General features: G+C 72.2%; 21 protein-coding genes. 10 read left to right on the plus strand and 11 right to left on the minus strand.

The features are described from left to right. Positions 1 to 34: 34 nt before the first annotated feature. The 5 genes from PV796_RS19630 (at position 35) to PV796_RS19650 (ending at position 3,806) form a co-directional block, all read left to right on the plus strand. The gene (locus PV796_RS19630) at positions 35 to 412 is read left to right on the plus strand and encodes a phage holin family protein (RefSeq protein ID WP_274914602.1); all 378 of its coding nucleotides are present in this window, start codon (positions 35 to 37) and stop codon (positions 410 to 412) included. A gap of 3 nt (positions 413 to 415) precedes the next feature. Then, positions 416 to 982: a low molecular weight protein-tyrosine-phosphatase gene (locus PV796_RS19635; RefSeq protein WP_274914603.1), complete on the plus strand. Its 567-nt coding sequence runs from the start codon at positions 416 to 418 to the stop codon at positions 980 to 982. 22 nt (positions 983 to 1,004) lie between these two features. Then, complete coding sequence (locus tag PV796_RS19640; RefSeq protein ID WP_274914604.1) at positions 1,005 to 2,129, plus strand: cystathionine gamma-lyase; 1,125 nt, start codon at positions 1,005 to 1,007, stop codon at positions 2,127 to 2,129. Between the two features lie 246 nt (positions 2,130 to 2,375). Next, entirely contained in the window at positions 2,376 to 3,272 is an 897-nt protein-coding gene (locus PV796_RS19645; RefSeq protein WP_274914605.1) for a LysR family transcriptional regulator, read from the plus strand. A 54-nt stretch (positions 3,273 to 3,326) separates the two neighbouring features. Next, on the plus strand, positions 3,327 to 3,806 hold the full coding sequence (locus PV796_RS19650) for an NUDIX domain-containing protein (protein WP_274914606.1): 480 nt from the start codon (positions 3,327 to 3,329) through the stop codon (positions 3,804 to 3,806). Between the two features lie 26 nt (positions 3,807 to 3,832). Here PV796_RS19650 and PV796_RS19655 read toward each other — a convergent pair whose 3' ends face one another. From PV796_RS19655 to PV796_RS19665, 3 genes are all read right to left on the minus strand, one after another. Then, positions 3,833 to 4,636, minus strand: a complete 804-nt coding sequence (locus PV796_RS19655) for a pyridoxamine 5'-phosphate oxidase family protein (RefSeq protein ID WP_274919136.1) — start codon at positions 4,634 to 4,636, stop codon at positions 3,833 to 3,835. Positions 4,637 to 4,730: 94 nt separating this feature from the next. After that, entirely contained in the window at positions 4,731 to 6,491 is a 1,761-nt protein-coding gene (locus PV796_RS19660) for a globin domain-containing protein (RefSeq protein WP_274914607.1), read from the minus strand. A 458-nt stretch (positions 6,492 to 6,949) separates the two neighbouring features. Continuing rightward, positions 6,950 to 7,585: an HAD family hydrolase gene (locus tag PV796_RS19665; RefSeq protein WP_274914608.1), complete on the minus strand. Its 636-nt coding sequence runs from the start codon at positions 7,583 to 7,585 to the stop codon at positions 6,950 to 6,952. A gap of 140 nt (positions 7,586 to 7,725) precedes the next feature. Between PV796_RS19665 and PV796_RS19670 the strand changes: the two genes are divergently transcribed. Next, the gene (locus PV796_RS19670) at positions 7,726 to 8,256 is read left to right on the plus strand and encodes a DUF2269 domain-containing protein (protein WP_274914609.1); all 531 of its coding nucleotides are present in this window, start codon (positions 7,726 to 7,728) and stop codon (positions 8,254 to 8,256) included. 58 nt (positions 8,257 to 8,314) lie between these two features. On the opposite strand, the gene PV796_RS19675 is transcribed toward PV796_RS19670, so the two are convergent. Further along, positions 8,315 to 9,553 carry an MFS transporter gene (locus PV796_RS19675; protein WP_274914610.1) on the minus strand — a complete coding sequence of 413 codons (1,239 nt, stop codon included), beginning with the start codon at positions 9,551 to 9,553 and terminating at the stop codon, positions 8,315 to 8,317. 133 nt (positions 9,554 to 9,686) lie between these two features. On the opposite strand from PV796_RS19675, the gene PV796_RS19680 reads away from it, so the two are divergent. Together PV796_RS19680 and PV796_RS19685 are read left to right on the plus strand one after the other, a co-directional pair. Then, entirely contained in the window at positions 9,687 to 10,169 is a 483-nt protein-coding gene (locus PV796_RS19680) for a MarR family winged helix-turn-helix transcriptional regulator (RefSeq protein WP_274914611.1), read from the plus strand. A gap of 76 nt (positions 10,170 to 10,245) precedes the next feature. Continuing rightward, positions 10,246 to 10,698, plus strand: a complete 453-nt coding sequence (locus tag PV796_RS19685; RefSeq protein ID WP_274914612.1) for a GNAT family N-acetyltransferase — start codon at positions 10,246 to 10,248, stop codon at positions 10,696 to 10,698. A gap of 16 nt (positions 10,699 to 10,714) precedes the next feature. Here the strand turns inward: PV796_RS19685 and PV796_RS19690 are convergent, their stop codons facing one another. The 4 genes from PV796_RS19690 to dnaB form a co-directional block, all read right to left on the minus strand. Beyond that, positions 10,715 to 11,521: a TetR/AcrR family transcriptional regulator gene (locus PV796_RS19690; protein WP_274914613.1), complete on the minus strand. Its 807-nt coding sequence runs from the start codon at positions 11,519 to 11,521 to the stop codon at positions 10,715 to 10,717. Between the two features lie 345 nt (positions 11,522 to 11,866). Then, entirely contained in the window at positions 11,867 to 13,006 is a 1,140-nt protein-coding gene (locus PV796_RS19695; protein ID WP_274914614.1) for a pyridoxal-phosphate-dependent aminotransferase family protein, read from the minus strand. A 172-nt stretch (positions 13,007 to 13,178) separates the two neighbouring features. Then, positions 13,179 to 14,639 carry a serine hydrolase domain-containing protein gene (locus tag PV796_RS19700; protein ID WP_274914615.1) on the minus strand — a complete coding sequence of 487 codons (1,461 nt, stop codon included), beginning with the start codon at positions 14,637 to 14,639 and terminating at the stop codon, positions 13,179 to 13,181. A gap of 134 nt (positions 14,640 to 14,773) precedes the next feature. Next, the gene (gene dnaB / locus PV796_RS19705) at positions 14,774 to 16,252 is read right to left on the minus strand and encodes a replicative DNA helicase (protein WP_274914616.1); all 1,479 of its coding nucleotides are present in this window, start codon (positions 16,250 to 16,252) and stop codon (positions 14,774 to 14,776) included. A 460-nt stretch (positions 16,253 to 16,712) separates the two neighbouring features. Here dnaB and PV796_RS19710 point away from each other — a divergent pair, with 460 nt between their 5' ends. Further along, entirely contained in the window at positions 16,713 to 18,050 is a 1,338-nt protein-coding gene (locus PV796_RS19710) for an MATE family efflux transporter (RefSeq protein WP_274914617.1), read from the plus strand. Between the two features lie 40 nt (positions 18,051 to 18,090). Continuing rightward, the gene (locus PV796_RS19715) at positions 18,091 to 18,957 is read left to right on the plus strand and encodes a trypsin-like serine peptidase (RefSeq protein ID WP_274914618.1); all 867 of its coding nucleotides are present in this window, start codon (positions 18,091 to 18,093) and stop codon (positions 18,955 to 18,957) included. Positions 18,958 to 19,041: 84 nt separating this feature from the next. On the opposite strand, the gene rplI is transcribed toward PV796_RS19715, so the two are convergent. The 3 genes from rplI to PV796_RS19730 form a co-directional block, all read right to left on the minus strand. Further along, positions 19,042 to 19,488: a 50S ribosomal protein L9 gene (rplI, locus tag PV796_RS19720; RefSeq protein WP_274914619.1), complete on the minus strand. Its 447-nt coding sequence runs from the start codon at positions 19,486 to 19,488 to the stop codon at positions 19,042 to 19,044. Between the two features lie 18 nt (positions 19,489 to 19,506). Continuing rightward, the gene (gene rpsR / locus PV796_RS19725; protein ID WP_003978893.1) at positions 19,507 to 19,743 is read right to left on the minus strand and encodes a 30S ribosomal protein S18; all 237 of its coding nucleotides are present in this window, start codon (positions 19,741 to 19,743) and stop codon (positions 19,507 to 19,509) included. Between the two features lie 126 nt (positions 19,744 to 19,869). Next, complete coding sequence (locus PV796_RS19730) at positions 19,870 to 20,463, minus strand: single-stranded DNA-binding protein (protein WP_274914620.1); 594 nt, start codon at positions 20,461 to 20,463, stop codon at positions 19,870 to 19,872. Positions 20,464 to 20,491: the final 28 nt, after the last annotated feature.

Consider the following 20,491-nt stretch of genomic DNA (forward strand, 5'->3'; position numbering starts at 1 on the left):
TCACCGGTCTGCTGTCGTCTGCGACGATCTCACCATGAAGCATTTCCTGGTCAAGACGCTCGCCAATGCCGCGGCACTGGCCGTGGCCATCTGGCTCCTCAAAGGCATCACGCTCACCGGTGAGAACACCGGCCGCAAGGTGCTCACACTGGTTCTCGTGGCGCTGATCTTCGGACTGGTCAACTTCCTGGTGAAGCCCGTGGTGAAGGTGCTCTCCTTCCCCCTCTTCATCCTCACGCTCGGCCTGATCACACTGGTCGTGAACGCCCTGATGCTGTTGCTGACCTCCTGGCTCGCCGGCAAGGTCAACCTCGCCTTCCATGTGGACGGCTTCTGGACGGCACTGCTCGGCGGCGTGATCGTCTCCATCGTCTCCTGGGCGATGCACGTGCTCCTCCCCGACAAGGACTGACGCTTGACCACCCCGTACCGCGTCTGCTTCGTCTGCACCGGCAACATATGCCGCTCGCCGATGGCCGAGTCCGTCTTCCGCGCCCGCATCGCGGAAGACGGGCTCGACGCGCTCGTCGAGATCGACAGCGCCGGCACCGGCGGCTGGCACGAGGGCGAAGCAGCCGACCCCCGCACCCGCGACGTGCTGCGCACCGGCGGCTATCCGTCCGCGCACACCGCCCGCCAGTTCCGCGCCTCCTGGTTCGCCCGCCGCGATCTGGTGATCGCGCTCGACTCGGGCCATCTGCGCGAGCTGCGCCGGCTGGCCCCCACCGCCGAGGACGCCGCCAAGGTCCACCTGCTGCGCGCCTACAGTTGCGGCACCGGCCCGTCCGCCGGGCCCGCGGACCTCGACGTGCCGGACCCGTACTACGGCGGCCCCGCCGGCTTCGCGGCGTGCCTGGAGATGGTCGAAGCGGCCTGCGACGGCCTCCTGGAGGCGGTCCGGGCCGAGGTCACCTCCGGTGCTCCGGGCCCCGCCGTGCCACGACCGGGTCTGCACCACCCGCCCCGCAAGGAAAGCGCATGACGGCGCACCCCGAGGAGAGCGCATGACGGCAGACGGCACCCGCGCGGTCCGGGCCGGGCTCCCGGAGCCTGCGGCCCACGAACCGGCCCTCCCCGGCCCGGTGTTCGCCGCCCACTTCCACCTCCCCGGCGAGGCCACCGGCCCGTATACGTACGGCCGCGACACCAACCCCACCTGGACCCGGCTGGAAGCCGCCGTCGGCGAGCTGGAATCGCCGGACGAGGCCGCGCACACCGTCACCTTCGCCTCCGGGATGGCGGCGATCAGCGCCGTGCTCTTCTCCCAACTGCGCACCGGCGACGCGGTGGTGCTCCCGGACGACGGCTACCAGCTCCTGCCCGCGGTCCGCACCCGTCTGGAGAGCTACGGCATCGAGGTCCGCACGGCGCCCACCGCCGACGACGCCCAACTCGACGTCCTCGACGGCGCCCGGCTGTTGTGGATCGAGACGCCCTCCAACCCGGGCCTCGACGTCTGCGACATCCGACGGCTGGCCGACGCCGCGCACGCCCGCGGCGCGCTGGTCGCCGTGGACAACACCCTCGCCACCCCGCTCGGCCAGCGCCCGTTGGACCTCGGCGCGGACTTCTCGGTCGCCAGCGGCACCAAGGCCCTGACCGGCCACGGCGATCTGCTGCTGGGGTACGCCAGCACCCGCGACGCGGCGCTGGCCGACGGCGTCCGGCTGTGGCGCAAGACGGTCGGCGCGATCCCCGGCCCGATGGAGAGCTGGCTCGCGCACCGCTCGCTCGCCACCCTGGCCCTGCGCGTCCGCCAACAGGCCGAGGGGGCACTGGCGTTGGCCACCGCGCTGACCGCCCGCCCCGAGGTCACCGGGGTGCGCCACCCCGGCCTGCCGTCGGACCCGTCCCATGCCCTCGCGGTCCGGCAGATGCGCCCCGGCCGCTTCGGCTGCGTGGTCTCCTTCGTCCTCCCGGACCGGGCGTACGCGGAGCGGTTCCTGGCCGCGCTGACGCTGGTGGACAACGCGACCAGCTTCGGCGGCGTGCGCTCCACCGCCGAACGCCGGGCCCGTTGGGGCGGCGACGACGTGCCGGAGGGCTTCATCCGGCTCTCCGTCGGCATCGAGGAGCCGCAGGACCTGATAGCCGATGTGCGGCGGGCGTTGGACGCGGCGAGGCCGTAGTGCCGCGCCGGGCCGGGCCGGGCGAACGGGCACGTCCTGCGCGCGGTCCGGCAGCACCCTGCCGGCCTGCGGCTCCCGTGGATCCGGTCCGGACGTTTCACGGGCCGGATGTTTCACGTGAAACGAACCGCTTCAACAAGGCTAGTTGACTCAGCGTCAGTGTCCAATCACGCTAGCGACACAGCCCTATCGACAAATTTATAGTTGCCCCGCGACCAGGCTTCTGAGGGGCGCAGGAGGTACGCGATGGATCTGGCCCTGCTGCGTACCTTCGTCACGGTCCACCGGGCCGGCTCGTTCACCCGGGCCGCCGCGCTCCTCGGACTCTCCCAGCCCGCGGTGACCAGCCAAATACGCACGCTGGAGCGCCAGTTGGGGCGCCCCCTCTTCGTCCGTTGCGCCCGTGGCGTCACCGCCACCACCTTCGGCGACGAACTCGCCCACAAGGTCGCGCCCCACCTCGACGCCCTCACCGAGATCACCGAGGCGGGCCTGGACCAGGACTCCACCACCCGCACCCTCCACCTCGGCGGTCCCCCGGAGTTCACCGCCGAGCGCGCGTTACCCGCGCTGAGCCCGCTGGTCTCCCAGGGCCTGTCCATACGCACCGCCTACGGCGCCGCCGACGAACTGCTGAACGGCCTGGCCGCCGGCCACCACGACCTGACCGTCACCACCACCCGACCGCGCGGCGGGCTGCTCACCGCCACCCCGCTCTGCGACGAGGAACACGTACTGGTCGCCGCGCCCCGCTGGGCGACCCGACTGGGCGGCCCCGGCGTGGTCCAGGCCGGCGGCGTCCGCGTGCTCGACCCCGTCCCGCTGGTCGAGGTCCACGAGAGCCTGCCGCTGATCGCCCGCTACTGGGCCGCCATCTTCGACGCCAAGCCCACCGCCTCCGCCGCGGTCGTCGTCGACGATCTGCGGGCGGTACTGTCCTGCGTCGCGGCGGGCGCGGGGCTGGCCGTCCTGCCCCGCTACCTGTGCGTCGAGGCGCTGGACAGCGGCGCGGTGATCGCCCTCCTCGACCCGCCGGTGCCGCCGCTGCGCACCTACTTCCTGGCCGTGCGGACCGGGACGCTGGGCCTGCCGCACATCGCGCGGGCGCACGAGTGGCTGCTGCGGACCGCGGCCGACTGGTGACGTGAGCCGTGGGACGGGGGTTTCGCCCCGGCTCGACTGCGGCATCTGTCCCCTATGACCGTACGGCCAGTCGTCAAACGCACCGCCCGCGCGATTCTGCTCGACGGCGCGGACCTCGTACTGATCAAGCGCACCAAGCCGGGCCGGGCCCCGTACTGGATCACTCCCGGCGGTGGCGTGGAGCCGGAGGACGCCACGGTCATCGAGGCCCTCCACCGCGAGCTGGACGAGGAGCTGGGCGCCAAGGTCACCGACGTGGTGCCGGTCTTCGTCGACACCGTCGAGCACCTCACCGACGGCGGGGTGGACGGCGTCAAGGTGCAGCACTTCTTCGTCTGCCGGCTGGACTCGATGGACCCGGCCCGCCGGCACGGCCCCGAGGTCGAGGAGCCGTGCGGCGAGTACGAGATCGTGCGGGTGCCCTTCACCCGGATCGGGATCGCCTCGGTCGACGTCGTCCCGCTCTCCCTGCGGCACTATCTGGACGGCAACATCGAGGGCGTGCGCGCGATGCACGCCCCCGACCTCGGCTAGCAGCGCCCCGGCGAACCGGCCTCCGGTCAGCCGTCCCGCCGGTCGAACCAGCCGCGGAACTCCGGGCCGTCCTCGCCCGGCCGGCGCGGCTGGGCCCGGGCCAGCACCGCATCGACCCGGTCGAGGAACTCCTCGTTCAGCTCCGCGGCCACGTCGCCCCGCGCGGGCCGCCGTTGGTCGGAATCGGGGACGTCCTCGTGCAATCCGCCGCGCAGATGCTCCGTCCCGCGCTGCGGGCGGCGGAACGGCGGGCGACGCTCGGCCTCGGCGGCGGACCCGAAGAAGTCGCCGCCCTTGCGCTTGACGTCGTCGGTGCCCCAGGCGCGCGCCCGGCGCTCGGTCGCGGGGACCTTCTGGAAGTGCGGGATGTGCTTGGAGCAGTGGATGTACGCCTCCTCGACCTCGACCACCACCCACAGTTGGGCCCGCCGGCCCGGGACCGGATCGACCGGCAGCCCCGGATAGTGCGCCCGCATCTCCTCGTCCAGCACCACCCGGGCCCGCCCGTTGACGTGCAGCCCGATCCGGTAACGGGTGAAGTCGACCATGAGGATGCCCAACCGCGGGTTCTCGGAGAGGTTGCCGAGGGAGGCCATGACGCCGTTTCCGCGGTACTCGGGATACGCCAGCAGCCGGTCGCCCAGCACCTGGACGAAGCCGGGCGGCCCGGCCCGGAAGGTGGAGTCGCACTCGCCGTGCCGGTCGGCCGTGGCCAGGAAGAACATCTCCTGGCAGGCCACGAACTCCCGCATCCGCGCGTTGAGATGGTCCAGCACCTGGTCCGCGTAGAAGCGGTCGGCGCGCGCGGTCGTCCCGAGTCTCCGCTGCACCAGGTGCTCACCGTCGCTCCCGGGCCGCTCCGCCGGCCAGCCCGGGCCCCCACCCTCCGTCGCGCGGTCGTGTTCACCGTGTGCTGCCAAGGCTTCAGTCTCCCGTTGCTACCAGCTCGTCGATGGAGTCGTGCCAAATCCGCCCGGCCGGGACGCCGACCCCCACCAGTGCCTCCACACCGCTGCGGATCAGCCCCGGCGGGCCGGAAAGGTATGCGTCGTATTCCCGGTACGGCCCGTATTGCCGTACGGCGTCGGGGAGTTGGCCGGTGAGGGTGTTCGGGCCGCCCCGGGTCCCCGGCCCGACGGTGACGACCGGGCGGACGGAGAGCCAGGGGTGGGTCCGCTCCAGCCGCAGCATGGTGTCGATGTCGTAGAGGTCGTGGTCGCTGCGGGCGCCGTAGAAGACCTCCACCGGGCGCCGGGCGCCGTGGTCGGCGATGTCCTCGATCAGCGCCTTGATGGGCGCGATGCCGGTGCCGCCGCCGACGCACAACAGGCCGTTGCCGGTGGAGTGGTCGACGGTCATCGAGCCGGCGGGCGCGCCCAGCCGCACGACGTCGCCGGGCCGGGCGCGGTGCACCAGCGCGTTGGAGACCCAGCCGGCCGGCACCGCCTTCACGTGGAACGAGAGCAGGCCGTCGGGGCGCGGCGCCGAGGCGAAGGAGTAGTGCCGCCACACCCGGGGCCACCAGGGGGTCTCCATGCTGGTGTACTGGCCGGCGCGGAACGGGTACGGCTGGTCCGGGCGGACCGTCACCACCGCGGTGTCGGGGGTGCGCAGTTCGTGCGCGATGACCTCGGCCTGCCACCAGGCCGGGGCGATGGCCTCGTCCTCGGCCGCCGCGTCGATCATGAGCTGGGAGATGGTGGTGTAGGCGCGCACCCACGCGCCCTCGGCCTCCGGGCTCCACGTGGCCGTGGCATAACGGGAGAGCGCGCTCAGCAGGCACTCGCCGACCGCCGGGTAGTGGTCGGGCAGGGTGCCGTACTTGCGGTGGCCGCGGCCGAGTTGGGCAAGGTACTGGCCGAGCACCTCGGCGTTGTCAACGTGCTTGGCGGCGGTGAGCAGCGCCTTGAAGAGCCGGTCGCGCTGGGTGTCCATCGAGGCGGGGAACAGCGCCCGCAGATCGGGGTGCTGGACGAACAGCAGCGCGTAGAAGTACGAGGTGACCTTGTCGGCCACGGGCTCGATCTCGTTCATGGTGCGCCGGATGAGCACCGCGTCGGGAGAGGCCGTGGCTTCTGACGGGCCGCTGGCTTCCAGTGCGGCCAGGGAGGGCGGAGCCGCCGACGGGGCCGGTGGTGCGGGCGGGGCTGGAGCGGACGGTGGCTCGGGAGCGGCCGACGGGGTGGTGGGGGCCGCCGAGTTCGAAGGGGCCGCGGGGGCCTCCGCGGTGGGCCCGGAGGCCGGAGTGCGCGGGTCGAAGCCGCCGAAGGCGTCGAACGGCGTGTGCGCGGCGGGCTCGTGGACCGGCTCCGGCTCCGTCCCGGGACGCGGGGCGGCGGGCGCCGTGCCCTCCTCGGGGACCGGGGCGCCGAGCTGATGGTCCGTCCCCCACCGGGGCAGCGTGCCCTGCCGCGGCACCCGCTGCGCCTCCGGCTCGCGCTCCCGCTCGGCGGCGGTGCCCACCGGGCGTATCGGGTTCACGGGCCGGCTGGGTATCTGCTCCCCATCGACGCGTTCGTCCGGCTCGTCGCGGTCTTCGTGCGCCGATTCCCGCTCGTCCCGGCCGTTTTGCCGCCCCGGCTCGTCTCCGGAAGTTTTCTTCGCCGGCGGAGTGAACCAACCCCAATCGCCACTGCTGCCGCCAGAAGGGCCGTTATCGGCCGACGTGGTGGTCGGAGCGTCCATGGTCTGCCTCGCCTCGAACGTCTTTCGGTGGTCTTTGCCGTTCCACTGACCGGAACTGCCCGGAATTCCCCCGCCCTGCCCGGAATTCTTCGTCGCCTCAAGCGATCCCGGCAACACTCTCTAAAGAGGACACTTCTCACTTCCCTGCGGCAAGCGGCGCACATACCGTTCCGTCAGCATGCCACCCCACTCCACCGCATCGGACAAACAGTCGGAAGTCCGGGTGACACGGGCCGTCTCCCCGCTAGGCTGACGAGCTTTGCCCGCCGTCCACGCCCCGCGAAGGACCCGCACCCCCGTCGAGCCGGAGTCGACCATACCGGCAGTAGTTGAAACCACAACCCCCGATCCGGGGACACTCAACGCGCCCCCGCCAATACCAGTGATCCTCCCCACAGACGGCAAATTCCGTACGCGCGGCGGACGAATGCACCACAGAAAACGTGCACCCCGTCGAATTACCCGCCGGTACGCACCAGTTCGTATGCCGCACGAAGATCACGTCCCGCATACGCATACGTGGCCAGGTCGCTGACATGGTGATCGGCATTCACCGCCACCGACTCCGGTACCACCGCGAAGAGTTCGACATCCGACATCGAGTCGCCGTATGCCACGCAGTCGTCCCGGCCCAGCCCGTACCGCGCACAGAGCTCGTCCGCGATCCGCACCTTCGCTGACGACGAGAGGATGCCGGCCGGTTCCACCGGGGTGCGGATCGGCACCGCGGGCCAACGGGAGCCGTGCGCGGTGTCGACGCCCCAGTCCAGCAGCCGCTCGACGAAGAATCCGGGCGAGAGGGAAATCACGGCGCACCGCTCGCCGCGGGCCCGGATGTCGGCCCACACCTCCCGGATACCGGCCAGCCACGGCGCGCCCTCGAAGGCCACCGCCACATGCTCCTCGGTCAGCTCGGCGGCCCACAGGTCGCACGCCCGCTGCGCGAAGCCCGCCGGGGTCAACTCCCGGGCCGCGAACGCCCGCTCCAGTTCGGCGATCTCGCGGTCCAACCCCAGTTGGCGGGCGATCTCGACGGCGGCCGCGGACCCGTGGAGCAGGGTGCCGTCCATATCGAACAGATGCAGCTTGCTCATGACCGGAGCCTAGCCAGGGCGTCGCCGCCCCCGGCGTCCCGCCCGCCCGCCGGCCGGCCCGGGCCGTACTCGCCGCCGCGTACGCGCGGATACTCCCGCCGTCAGATGTCCCGTCCCCCGTCACCCGGCACCGTGGGGGCATGCAGCTTCGCCGGCCCGTCCGCCGGGCCCTCCTCGTCGCCCATGTCGCCTGCTCCGTCGGCTGGCTGGGGCTCACCGCCGGGCTGTTCGTGCTCGGGGTCACCGGCTTCACGGCCGCCACCGCCCCGACCGCCGAGGTCGCCTACCGGGCGATGCAGCTCCTCATCGACGACCTGGTGCTCCCGGTGGCGCTGGCCTCACTGGCCAGCGGGTTGGTGCTGGCCCTCGGGACGCCGTGGGGGCTGACCCGGTACCGCTGGGTCCTCACCAAGGCGTGGCTGACGCCCCCGGCCCTGCTGCTGACGGTGCTCGCGCTCCGTCCCGGCGTCGCCCGCCTCGCCGCGGCGGCCGCCGCCGGTCACCCGGCGTCCGACGTCGGCCTCCTCGTGGCCCCTGGGGTCGCCGCCGCGCTGTACCTCTTCCTGACCGCGCTCTCCGTCCTCAAGCCGTGGGGGCGCACCACGCGCGGCGGCCGACCGCGCGGGGCACGGTCGGCCGGGGGTCGGGCCCGGATGGACGTCGCGTCGTGACGGGTCCCGTTGGCGGGCCGCGGCGGCACGGCCCCACCAGGACGGAGGACCGGAACGCTCAGCTCCGCGCCGCCGGCGCGGCCGCCTCGACCCCCTCGGTCCTCTCCGCCGTCACGGCCGGACCGCCCTCGGCCACCACCTGGCTGTGGCCCGGCCGACGGCGCTCCAGGGAGGAGGCCAGCACCGCCACCCCCAGCGCCGCGGCGGTCATCAGCGCGCCCACCCAGTTGGGCGCGGTCAGCCCGAGCCCGCCCGAGATCACCAGGCCGCCGAGCCACGCGGCCAGCGCATTGCCCAAGTTGAAGGCCGCGATGTTGCCGGCCGAGGCCAGGGTGGGCGCGGCGGCCGCCTGGTCCAACACCCGCTTCTGGAGCGGAGGTACGGTCGCGAAGCCGAAGAAGCCGATCAGCCCGATGGTGACGACCGCGGCGACCTTGTGGTGCGCGGTGAAGGTGAACGCGGCCAGCGCCACCGCCAGTCCGGCCAGGGACGCGTAGAGCATCGGCATCATGGCGCGGTCGGTGAACCGGCCGGAGAAGAGGTTCCCGCCGACCATCCCGAGGCCGAAGACCGCGAGCAGCCAGACGACGGAGGACGGCGCGAAGCCGGCGACCCCGGTCATCATCGAGGCGAGGTAGGTGATGGCCGCGAAGACCCCGCCGAAGCCGAGGACGGTCATCAGCATCGCCAGGCCGACCTGCGGGTTGCGGAAGACCGCCAGCTCGCTGCCGATCCGGGCGGCGGCCTTGGCCCGCTGCGCCGGGACCAGCTTCACGATGCCGAACAGCCCCAGCACGCCGAGCACGGTGATCGCGTAGAACGTGGTGCGCCAGCCGAACTGCTGGCTGACCAGGGTGCCGGCCGGTACGCCCACGACGTTGGCCACGGTCAGGCCGCTGAACAGCAGCGAGAGCGCGATGGCCCGCTTCTCCGGGGCGACGAGGTCGGCGGCCACCAGCGAGCCGATACCGAAGAACGCGCCGTGGGCGAACGCCGAGACGACCCGGCCGACGAGCACCAGCCCGAAGGTGGGCGCCAGGCCGGTGAGCAGGTTGCCCACGACGAACAGGCCCATCAGCAGCATCAGCATCTGCTTCCGGGTGAAGCGGGTGCCGACCACCGTCATCAGGGGGGCGCCGACCACCACGCCGAGGGCGTAGAGCGTGGTCGCGTAGCCGGCGAGCGGGATGGAGACGCCGAAGTCCGCCGCCATGTCGGGCAGCAGCCCCATGACCGCGAACTCGGTCGTTCCGATCCCGAAGGCGCCGATGGCGAGCGCCAGGAGCGCGAGAGGCATGGCGGGTCCTTCCCATTGATTGCACACATCCCAAACCGGCGTAGACAATAATTGCATACGCGGTTTATTTGCAAGCGCTGACTATTTCGGATGTGGCCTATCCTGGTGCGGACGACGGATGAGGAGGTCTGCGATGACGCAGCGGACGCGGAAAACGACCACGACGCGGGATGCCGCCTCCGGCGCCCTTGCCCAGGGCTGGTGCGCGCTCTCCTCCCTGCACGGCCGCATCGAGTCGCACATCGAGCGCGCCTTGCAGGCCCAACACGGCCTCAGCGTCCGGGAGTTCTCGGTGCTCAACGTGCTCAGCGAGCAGCACGACGGGCCCGGCGGCCACCTCCGGATGCACCAGGTCGCGGACGCGGTCGTGCTCAGCCAGAGCGCCACCACCCGCCTGGTCACCCGGCTCGAAGAGCGCGGGCTGCTCTCCCGCTACCTCTGCCCCGACGACCGGCGCGGCATCTACACCAACGTCACGCCGGACGGCCTGCACCTCCTCGAAGCGGCCCGGCCCGCCCATGACACCGCGCTGCGCGAGGCCCTCCGGGACGCCGCGCAGCGGCCCGAGCTGGCGCCGCTGGTGACGGCGGTCGAGACGCTCGGCGCCTCCGCGTAACGGGGCCGGCCCGCCGCGGGTCCCGCGATCGCCCGAACCCTGGGCAGTCCGGCCCGCGCGGCATAAGGTCGCGGCCATGAGCGATCTTGAGATAAGGCGCGCCACCGAGGACGACCTGCCCGCCATCGTGGCGATGCTGGCCGACGACCCCCTGGGCGCCACCCGCGAGTCCCCCGACGACCTGACGCCCTACCGCGGCGCGTTCGCCGTCCTGGACGCCGATCCGCACCAGCACCTGGTCGTCGCCGACCGCGACGGCCGGGTCGTCGGCACGCTCCAGCTCACGGTGATCCCCGGGCTCTCCCGGCGCGGCGCCACCCGCTCGATCATCGAGGCGGTACGTATCCACGCCGACGAGCGCGGCGCCGGCCTGGGCACCGAGCTCATCGACTGGGCGATCAGCCAGTCCCGGAAGCTGGGCTGCCAGCTCGTCCAGCTCACCTCCGACGCCACCCGGGTCGACGCCCACCGCTTCTACGAGCGGCTCGGCTTCGAGGCGTCCCACCTCGGCTTCAAGCTGACCCTCTGACGGCCCCGGGGAACGATCAGCGGCCGGCCGGGGGAGCGGTGCGGCGGGCGCGGTGGGCCTTCTGCCGGCAGGCCCCGCCGCAGTACCGCGCGGGCCGCCCGGTGCGCGCCGCCGCGAGCGCCGCCCCGCACACCTGACACCGGGCTTCGTTACGCTTCGCCCCGGCTGCCGGAAGTTCCGTTACGCTCCGATCGGCGCGCAGCCCGTCGAGCAGCAGCGCCGCCATCCGGCCCGCCGGCACCGCTCCGGGCTCCCCGTCCGCGCCCGCGGCTCCCCGCCCCGCCGACCGCCGGCGCTCCATCGTCAGACACCCGGCCAGCAGCACGCGGACGTCGTCCAGGTCGACGTCCGCCCTTACCGCGCCGGCATGTTGGGCCCGCGCCAGCAGCACGCCGAGGGCCGCCAGGAACTCCAGCTCCGGGGCCCCGTCGCCCTCCTCGGCCGCCCCGGGTCCGCGCGTGCCGGCCGCCTCCAGCACCTCGCACAGCGCCCGGTTGGGGGCGGCCAGCCGCACCACCGACGCCAGGAAGCGGAAGAACACCTCGCCGGGGTCGTCCGCTTCGGTCAACTCCCCCGCGGCATCGGCGAAGAGCCGCATACGGTCCCGGACCGCCGCCCTGAACAGGGCTTCCTTGGAAGGGAAATGGCGGTACACCGTCCCCGCACCGACCCCGGCGCGCCGGGCGATCTCATCGAGCGGGACCCCCAACCCCCGTTCCTCAAAGGCGGATCGGGCCGCCTGGAGCACCAGCGCACGATTGCGCCGGGCATCCGCGCGCGGGGTCGCCGACCGGCTCTCCGCCCGCCACACACCTGCTGGCACCACCCGGCTCCTCCGCGCTCCACACCCGGGAGAACAACCGGGTTGATCGTTCCGATTCTACGAGGCCGTTAAAACACACGTGCGGATCGCCACGCTGGGGTGACGAGCGGGGCAGGGAGGCGCGAGGAACGGGGCGCGGGGCGGCGGAGACAGCGAGGGAGGCGGAGGCGAGGGAGACGACGCGGGCTCCGGGCGCGCAGCGCGCCGCACACGACCGGCGGCGGCGCGCCCCAACACAAAAGGGGTGTGGTCTGTTTCACGTGAAACAGACCACACCCCTGGCCTCTTGTCGAGGGTGCGTCCGACGGCCGAGAACCGCCCGCCGGATCAGTGGGCCGGCACGGCTCAGGCCGCGGCGACGGCCCCGTCCCATGCCGCACCGGCCGCGCCGACCGCCGCGTCCTCGTCGACCGCGACTCCCAACGCCCGCAGACCGGCGCCCAGCGCCGCCAGCGAGGCGAGCACCACCGCCCGGTCCGCGGCCCGCCCGTAGTGGTTCACCCTGATCATCTCCGCGGCCAGCGCACCGGCGGCGGCCTGCATCGGGACGGAGCCGTCGGCGGCCAGGGCCGCGGACACCACCTCACGGGCGTCCGCCTCCGCCGGCGCGCGGAGCGTGGTGGCGGCCGGCGCCGCGTGCTCGTCGCGGATCACGTACGGCACCGGACCGCCGAGCACCGCGACGCCCGCCCGGACCGCCGCGGCGGCCGCCCGGTGCCGGGTGATGACCGCGTCCAGCCCCTCTTCCTCGATCCGGTCCACCGCCTGCTCCAGCGCGAGCATCTCCAACTGCGCCGGGGCGTGCGGAAGGGCGGTGCGACCGGCGTCGATCCAGCGCTCCTTCCAGTCCAGCAGCGAGAGGTAAGAGCGCCGCGGCGCCTGCTCGTTGGCGGCGATCCGCTCCCAGGCGCGGGCGCTGACCGACACCGCGGAGACCCCGGCCGGACCGGCCAACGCCTTCTGGCCGCCGATGACGCAGAGGTCCACGCCCCACGCGTCGGTGAGCAGCGGCTCGGCGCCCACCGAGGCGACCGCGTCGAGCATCAGCAGCGCCCCGTGCTCCCGTACCACCGTGCCGATCTCAGCGACCGGGTTGGTGTTGCCGGTCGCCGCCTCGGCGTGCACCAGGCTCACGAAGTCGATCTCGGGGTGCTCCCGCAGCGCGTCCGCCACCTGCCCGGGGCTGACCGCACCGGTGAACGGCGCGCTGATGGTGATCACCTCGGCGCCACAGGACCGCAGCCAGCCGCCGAACGTCTCGCCGTAGGGGCCGGTGATGATGTTGAGGGCGGTGCTGCCGGGCCGCACGGCCGAGCGGATGCACGCCTCCAGGGGCAGCAGCGCCTCGCCCTGCATCGTCACGACATCGCAGCGGGTGCGCATCAGGGCCGCGACCTTGTCCTCGATGCGCGCGAAACGGGCGGCGTCGAGCGGGGGCAGGTCGAGCAGAAGCGGGGCGTCGGCGTTCGCAGTCACGGCAGTCACGGTGGCCTTCCAGCGGTAGCGAGCCGCGCGCTGCGGCGGCTCCTGACATCTCGCTCGACTGTACGTCCGCCGGTGCACCCCCGTCGGCCGGGTCCTGGCCCCTCCCCGGGCCCGGACGACCCGCGGCGCGGGGGCCGCCCGGCCGGCCCCCGCTGCCGTTCCCCGCCTCCGGTCAGACGCCCCGCCAGCCCTCGGGGTCCACCCCGCCCGGCACCGGTCCCGCGGGCTCGTAGGGCCCGCGGGTGAAGACGAAGCTCCCCAGGTCGAGGTGGGTGACCGTGCCGTCCGGCGCCCGCTGCGCGCGGAGCGTCTCGCCGGCGTAGTAGCCGTCCAGCCCGGTCCAGGTGCCGTCTTCCTCGGCCCGGAAGCGCGAGGTGCGCCCGCCACCGGACAGCGTGATCAACTCCAGCCCGCGCCCGTCCATCAACCGCAGCGCGAACGGGTTCGCGCCCCAGTACCAGGGCCCGGTCAGGGCCAACAACTCCTCGTCCACCGGGCCCGGCAGCGGGCGCCACGGCTCCGGGATCCGCGGCTCCTGGCTCGCGACGATCTCCAGGAAGTCGGCCGCCACCATGCTGATCGGCACGCCGGAGGTGCAGTTCGCCAGCGCCAGCGCCGCCGTGTCCTGCCCCCGGTCGATCCACAGCGCCGCCAGGAATCCCGGCATCGACCCGGTGTGGCCGGCGAGCAGCCGCCCGCGCCGCCGTACCAGCTGTGTGCCCAGCCCGTACCCCCCGTCCCAGCTGTCGCCCTCCGGCGGCACCGCGGGCTCCTGCATCTCGGCCAGGCTCGCCCCGCTCAGCACCCGCTCATCGCCCCGCAGCAGGAAGGCCGCCCACCGGCACAGGTCCTCCGCCGTGGACCACAACTGCCCCGCCGGGCCCATCAGTCCGGTGTCGTGCGCGGGCTCCGGCAGCACCGCATCGGCCCACGGATGGACCGCCCAGCCCTCCGCGTGCGGCGCCCCCGGCAGAAGCGTCGTCCGGGCCATGCCCAGCGGCTCCAGCACCTCGCGCCGCAGGACCTCGCCCCATGGCGTCCCGCCCCGCAGCCGCTCCACGAGTGCCCCGAGCACCGCGTAGCCGAGGTTGGAGTAGTGATGGCGCCGCCCCACCGGATGCAGCCGGGACCGCTCACCGAACAGATCGGTCGGCTCGGGCCGCAATCCGCCGTCGGTCCGCTCCCACCAGGGGCCTCGCGACTCCGCCGCCAACCCCGCACCGTGCGCGAGGAGTTGGGCGACCGTCGCTTCCGGAACGGGGACGTCCTGCAGATAGGCCCCGATGGGATCGTCCAGCCCCAGCAGCCCCTCGTCCCGGAGCCGCAGCACCAGCACGGCCACGAAGTTCTTGGTCAACGAGCCGATCCGGTACTGCACATCGCCGTGCGGCACCTCTCCGTCCACCGCGCCACGGGCCCCCGCCCAGACCACCCGGCCCCCGCGGACCACGGCCCCCATCATCGACGGCGCCCGCCCCTCGGACTGCGCAACCGCCAACCGCCGCACCAGACCCCGCCGCGTCTGCGGCAACAACTCCGCATGATCCTCGGCCACTTCGACGACGACACCGTCACGCGGAACCACCGCACCCACCCCGGGCTCCTGCGCATCCGTCGACTCCACAACCGTCATGACGCTCCCCAATGAGACTTCCCGCCGGCCGCACCGGCCCGGCCGGCCGCTGTCAACGGCGGACAACGCCCACCGCGCCGCCATCCTGCCCGCCCACCGGGCACCGCCGCTTCGGCGCGGGGCGCCCGCTCGGCTCAGGTCTGCGCCATGTCCACGAAGCGCGAGTAGTGACCCTGGAAGGCCACCGTGATCGTCGCGGTGGGACCGTTACGGTGCTTCGCCACGATCAGGTCGGCCTCGCCGGCCCGCGGCGACTCCTTCTCGTAGGCGTCCTCGCGGTGCAGCAGGATGACCATGTCGGCGTCCTGCTCGATGGAACCGGATTCACGCAGGTCGGAGACCATCGGCTTCTTGTCCGTGCGCTGCTCGGGGCCACGGTTCAACTGCGAGAGCGCGATGACCGGGAGCTCCAACTCCTTGGCCAGCAGCTTGAGGTTTCGGGACATGTCCGAAACCTCCTGCTGACGGCTCTCGGCCCGCTTGGAACCGCCGGACTGCATGAGCTGGAGGTAGTCGATGACGACCAGCTTGAGCTCGTTCCGCTGCTTCAGCCGGCGGCACTTGGCGCGGATCTCCATCATCGAGAGGTTCGGCGAATCGTCGATGTAGAGCGGCGCCGCCGAGACGTCCGGCATCCGGCGCGCCAGCCGCGTCCAGTCGTCGTCGGTCATGCTGCCGGAGCGCATGTGGTGCAGCGCGACCCGCGCCTCGGCGGACAGCAGACGCATCGCGATCTCGTTGCGCCCCATTTCGAGCGAGAAGATCACGCTCGGCAGGTTGTTCTTGATCGAGCAGGCCCGCGCGAAGTCCAGCGCCAGCGTCGACTTACCCATGGCCGGACGGGCCGCGATCACGATCATCTGGCCCGGGTGCAGACCGTTGGTGAGCGCGTCGAGATCGGTGAAGCCGGTCGGCACGCCGGTCATCTGGCCCTGGCGCGAGCCGATCGCCTCGATCTCGTCGAGCGCGCCCTCCATGATCTCGCCGAGCGGCAGGTAGTCCTCGCTGGTCCGCTGCTCGGTGACGGCGTAGATCTCCGCCTGGGCCTTGTTGACGATCTCGTCGACGTCGCCGTCGGCGGCGTATCCCATCTGCGTGATCCGGGTGCCGGCCTCGACGAGGCGGCGCAGCACCGCCCGCTCGTGGACGATCTCCGCGTAGTACTCGGCGTTGGCGGCCGTCGGAACGGACTGCACCAGGGTGTGCAGGTACGAGCCGCCGCCGACCCGGCCGATCTCGCCGCGCTTGGTGAGCTCGGCGGCGATGGTGATCGGGTCGGCCGGCTCGCCCTTGGCGTAGAGGTCGAGGATCGCCTGGTAGATCAGCTCGTGGGCCGGACGGTAGAAGTCCTCGCCCTTGAGCACCTCGACGACATCGGCGATGGCGTCCTTGGACAGCAGCATGCCGCCGAGCACGGACTGCTCGGCGTCGAGGTCCTGCGGGGGGACGCGCTCGAAGCCGCCGGACCAGGAACCGCCGCCCTCGTCGTCGCGGTCCGGGCGGTCGCCGCGACCCCGGCCCTTGCCGTCGCCCCGACGGGAGCGGGCGGCCGGCAGCAGGTCGCTCGGACCGGAGTCCGCCCAGGGGTCTTCCATGGGCTCGGGAATGCTCACCCCGGCACCTCCTCCCGTCCGCGACGCGGACCTTGCTGTGCGGTTCTTTCTTACGGCACAGCTCTGACAATCAAGTCGCCCGACTCCGGTTACGGCGCGTCGAGTTCGGACGGGGTTTCCTGGCCGGAACAGGCGGCGGGTGCCGGACCACGGTAGGCCCGCACGCACCGTCCGCCAATCTGGTTATCCACAGGCCATGTGGATGACCGCCCCATAGCTGTGGAGAAGTCCCCGGATCCTGTGCACGGGCCGGGGGAAACTTCTGTGGACAAGCACACAATTACGCCATCCACACCTGCCTGACCTGGGCTTTTCTCATCCATAGGCTGTGGGGGAGAAAAACTTCGGCAACCTGTTCATGATCGCTGCGAACGCCACACAGAAGGCACCTCCACACAGCGGAAAGTAAGGATCACAAGACAGTTGCATCTGTTACCTGTGGACGATTAGATTGCCGCTCATGACACAGGCCCCCGCGACGCCACGGCGTGCCCCCCGCCGCCATGACCGCGAGATCGTCGCGCTGGCCCTGCCGGCCTTCGGCGCCCTGGTCGCGGAACCGCTCTTCGTCATGGTCGACAGCGCCGTCATCGGCCACCTCGGCACCCGCCAGCTCGCCGGTCTCGGCGTCGCCGCCGCCCTCCTCACGACCGCCGTCTCGGTCTTCGTCTTCCTCGCCTACGCCACCACCGCCGCGGTCGCCCGCCGGGTCGGCGCCGGCGACCTCCCCGCGGCAATACGCCAGGGCATGGACGGCATCTGGCTCGCCCTACTCCTCGGCGCGGCCGTCATCGCCGTCGTCCTGCCCACCGCTCCCTGGCTCGTCGAGGTCTTCGGCGCCTCCCCGGCCGCCGCCCCGTACGCCACCACGTACCTGCGGATCAGCGCGCTCGGCATCCCCGCGATGCTGGTCGTGCTCGCCGCCACCGGAGTCCTGCGCGGCCTCCAGGACACCAGGACCCCGCTCTACGTCGCCGTCGGCGGCTTCACCGCCAACGCCGCCCTCAACGCCGGGCTGGTGTACCTCGCCGGCCTCGGCATCGCCGGCTCCGCCTGGGGCACCGTGATCGCCCAGTGCGGCATGGCCGTCGCCTACCTCGTCGTCGTGGTCCGCGGCGCCCGCCACCATGGTGCCTCACTCCGCCCGGACGCCGCCGGGATCCGAGCCTGCGCCCAGGCCGGCGTCCCGCTGCTGATCCGCACCCTCTCGCTGCGCGCGGTGCTGATGATCGCCACCGCCGTCGCCGCCCGGCTCGGCGACGCCGAGGTCGCCGCCCACCAGATCGTGCTGTCCCTCTGGTCCCTCCTGGCCTTCGCGCTGGACGCCATCGCCATCGCCGGGCAGGCCATCATCGGGCGTTACCTCGGCGCCGGGGACGAGGACGGCGCCCGGGCCGCCTGCCGCCGGATGGTCCAGTGGGGCATCGCCTCCGGCGTGGTCCTCGGCGTCTTGGTGACGCTCGCCCGGCCGCTCTTCATCCCCCTCTTCACCACCGATCCCGCCGTTCAACACCCGCTGCTCGCCACGCTCCTGGTCGTCGCGGTCACCCAGCCGGTCTCGGGCGTCGTCTTCATCCTCGACGGCGTCCTCATGGGCGCGGGGGACGGGCCCTACCTCGCCGGGGCGATGGTGGTGACGCTGGCCGTCTTCGTCCCTGCGGCCCTCGCCGTCCCGGCCCTCGGCGGCGGTCTGGTCGCCGTGTGGTGGGCGATGGCCCTCATGATGACCGTCCGGATGCTGACGCTCTGGCTGCGCACCCGATCCGGACGGTGGATTGTGACCGGAGCCTCGCGATGAAGCACCTGCCGAATTCCGGCCCCGCACAGATAATGACCTTGTGCGCTCGCTTGCCAGGAAATCCGTCCTGCCCCTGACGCTCGTCATCGTCGGGGCAGCCGCAGTGGTGGGCTACGCCGCGGAGGAGGACCACCACAGCAGAGCCGGCAGTGGCCCCGCCGGTTATGGCAAGTCCGGCGAGCCCGGCGGGCCGCCCCAGGACCAGGACCCGTCGGCCTCCGCCCCGCCCCAGGACGGCAACGCCTACACCCCGCGCAGGACCGAGGAGAACGGCCGGATCGGCGCGGTCTTCGAGAAGGACGACCACGGTGCCCACTTCTGCACCGCGAGCGTGGTGCAGAGCCCGGGCCGGAACATGCTGATCACCGCGGCCCACTGCGCCTTCGACGCCGACACCGGCAAGCCGGTGGACGACCTGGTCTTCGCCCCGGACTACCGCAACGGCGACGAGCCCACCGGCCTGTGGAAGGTCAACAAGGTTGTGGTGGACGACCGTTGGGCCAAGTCGCAGGACGAGGACCTCGACGTCGCCTTCCTCAGCCTCGACACCAAGGACGGCAAGCAGATCCAGGACGTCCTCGGCGGCAACACCCTCGGCATCGACCGCGGCTTCGACAACGAGGTCAAGATCACCGGCTACCCCACCAGCCGGGACACCCCGATCTCCTGCCAGAACCGCGCCACGAAGTTCAGCGACACCCAGATGCGCATCCAGTGCACCGACTTCGAGGGCGGCACCAGCGGCAGCCCCTGGCTGGCCGACTACGACCCCAAGAGCCACACCGGCACGGTCATCGGCGTCCTCGGCGGTCACGAGGGCGGCGGCGACCAGGACGACGTGTCCTACGCCGCGTACTTCGACGACGACATCGCCAAGCTCTACAAGCGCGCCCAGGACGAGGACTGACCGCCGCTCAGCCCCACCCGCACAGCGCGAAGGGCCGTACCCCACGAGGGAGTACGGCCCTTCGGCGTTCGCTGCGAACTACGCTCAGGCGGCGATGACCTCGACGCCCAGCTTCGCGACGACCTCGGCGTGCAGACGCACCGAGATCTGGTGCGCGCCCAGGGTCTTGATCGGCGAACCGACCTCGACGCGGCGCTTGTCGACGTCCGGACCACCGGCGGCCTTGATCGCCGAGGCGATGTCGGCCTGGGTGACCGAGCCGAACAGGCGGCCGGCCTCGCCGGCACGCACGGCCAGCTTCACGTTGACGCCCTCAAGCTGAGCCTTGACCTCGTTGGCCTGCTCGATCGTGGCGATCTCGCGGATCTTGCGACCGCGGCGGATCTGCTCGACGTCCTTCTCGCCACCCTTGGTCCAGCGGATCGCGAAACCGCGCGGAACCAGGTAGTTGCGGGCGTACCCGTCCTTGACGTCAACGACGTCGCCGGCGGTGCCGAGGCCGGAGACCTCGTGGGTGAGGATGATCTTCATGTGTCGGTCACCCTTCCCTTATCGCGCGGTGGACGTGTAGGGCAGCAGCGCCATCTCACGGCTGTTCTTCACGGCCGTGGCGACGTCACGCTGGTGCTGAGTGCAGTTGCCGGTGACCCGGCGGGCACGGATCTTGCCGCGGTCGGAGATGAACTTCCGCAGCAGGTTCGTGTCCTTGTAGTCGACGTAGGAGATCTTCTCCTTGCAGAACACGCAAACCTTCTTCTTAGGCTTGCGAGCAGGCGGCTTCGCCATTGTCTCTCTCCAGTGAGTTCAAGAAGTGTGTGCTGACGCCCTCAGGCACCGGCCGCTCTCCGACCTCGTGTCACGTGAAACACGCCGTTTCACGTGAAACACCGGCGGAGGAACGCATCGCCGGACCTAGAAGGGCGGCTCGTCCGAGTAGCCACCGCCACCGGAGCCGCCGGAGCCGCCGCCCCAGCCACCGCCGCCACCCTGGCCACCGCCAGAGGGACCACCGGTGGCCCACGGGTCGTCGGCCGGAGCACCGCCACCCTGCTGACCGCCGCTGGGGCCGCCGCCCCAGCCGCCGCCACCCTGGCCGCCGCCCTGCTGGCCGCCGCCGAAGCCGCCGCCCTGGCCACCGCGACCGCTGGTCTTGGTGACCTTCGCCGTGGCGTTCCGCAGGCTCGCGCCCACTTCCTCGACGTCGAGCTCGTAGACCGTGCGCTTCACGCCCTCGCGATCCTCGTAGGACCGCTGCTTGAGACGGCCCTGGACGATCACGCGGGTACCCCGCGTAAGGGATTCGGCGACGTTCTCCGCCGCCTGACGCCACACCGAGCAGGTCAGGAACAGGCTCTCGCCGTCCTTCCACTCGTTGGTCTGGCGGTCGAAGGTGCGGGGAGTGGACGCGACGCGGAACTTCGCGACCGCCGCACCGGACGGGGTGAAGCGCAGCTCGGGGTCGTCGACAAGATTGCCGACGACCGTGATGACGGTCTCGCCTGCCATTAGGGGAACCTCTCGGCGGGTGTGCTGC

The sequence above is a fragment of the Streptomyces sp. WZ-12 genome (assembly GCF_028898845.1).
Classification (GTDB): Bacteria; Actinomycetota; Actinomycetes; order Streptomycetales; family Streptomycetaceae; genus Streptomyces.

What these genes read in the sequence shown, in the direction of transcription:
- rplI (WP_274914619.1), bottom strand. Translation starts at nt 19,488, where the DNA reads ATGAAGATCATCCTCACCCACGAGGTCTCCGGCCTCGGCACCGCCGGC.
- PV796_RS19685 (WP_274914612.1), top strand. Translation starts at nt 10,246, where the DNA reads ATGAGCGATCTTGAGATAAGGCGCGCCACCGAGGACGACCTGCCCGCC.
- rpsR (WP_003978893.1), bottom strand. Translation starts at nt 19,743, where the DNA reads ATGGCGAAGCCGCCTGCTCGCAAGCCTAAGAAGAAGGTTTGCGTGTTC.
- PV796_RS19640 (WP_274914604.1), top strand. Translation starts at nt 1,005, where the DNA reads ATGACGGCAGACGGCACCCGCGCGGTCCGGGCCGGGCTCCCGGAGCCT.
- PV796_RS19645 (WP_274914605.1), top strand. Translation starts at nt 2,376, where the DNA reads ATGGATCTGGCCCTGCTGCGTACCTTCGTCACGGTCCACCGGGCCGGC.
- PV796_RS19650 (WP_274914606.1), top strand. Translation starts at nt 3,327, where the DNA reads ATGACCGTACGGCCAGTCGTCAAACGCACCGCCCGCGCGATTCTGCTC.
- PV796_RS19710 (WP_274914617.1), top strand. Translation starts at nt 16,713, where the DNA reads ATGACACAGGCCCCCGCGACGCCACGGCGTGCCCCCCGCCGCCATGAC.
- PV796_RS19700 (WP_274914615.1), bottom strand. Translation starts at nt 14,639, where the DNA reads ATGACGGTTGTGGAGTCGACGGATGCGCAGGAGCCCGGGGTGGGTGCG.
- PV796_RS19680 (WP_274914611.1), top strand. Translation starts at nt 9,687, where the DNA reads ATGACGCAGCGGACGCGGAAAACGACCACGACGCGGGATGCCGCCTCC.
- PV796_RS19660 (WP_274914607.1), bottom strand. Translation starts at nt 6,491, where the DNA reads ATGGACGCTCCGACCACCACGTCGGCCGATAACGGCCCTTCTGGCGGC.
- PV796_RS19730 (WP_274914620.1), bottom strand. Translation starts at nt 20,463, where the DNA reads ATGGCAGGCGAGACCGTCATCACGGTCGTCGGCAATCTTGTCGACGAC.
- PV796_RS19670 (WP_274914609.1), top strand. Translation starts at nt 7,726, where the DNA reads ATGCAGCTTCGCCGGCCCGTCCGCCGGGCCCTCCTCGTCGCCCATGTC.
- PV796_RS19665 (WP_274914608.1), bottom strand. Translation starts at nt 7,585, where the DNA reads ATGAGCAAGCTGCATCTGTTCGATATGGACGGCACCCTGCTCCACGGG.
- PV796_RS19675 (WP_274914610.1), bottom strand. Translation starts at nt 9,553, where the DNA reads ATGCCTCTCGCGCTCCTGGCGCTCGCCATCGGCGCCTTCGGGATCGGA.
- PV796_RS19630 (WP_274914602.1), top strand. Translation starts at nt 35, where the DNA reads ATGAAGCATTTCCTGGTCAAGACGCTCGCCAATGCCGCGGCACTGGCC.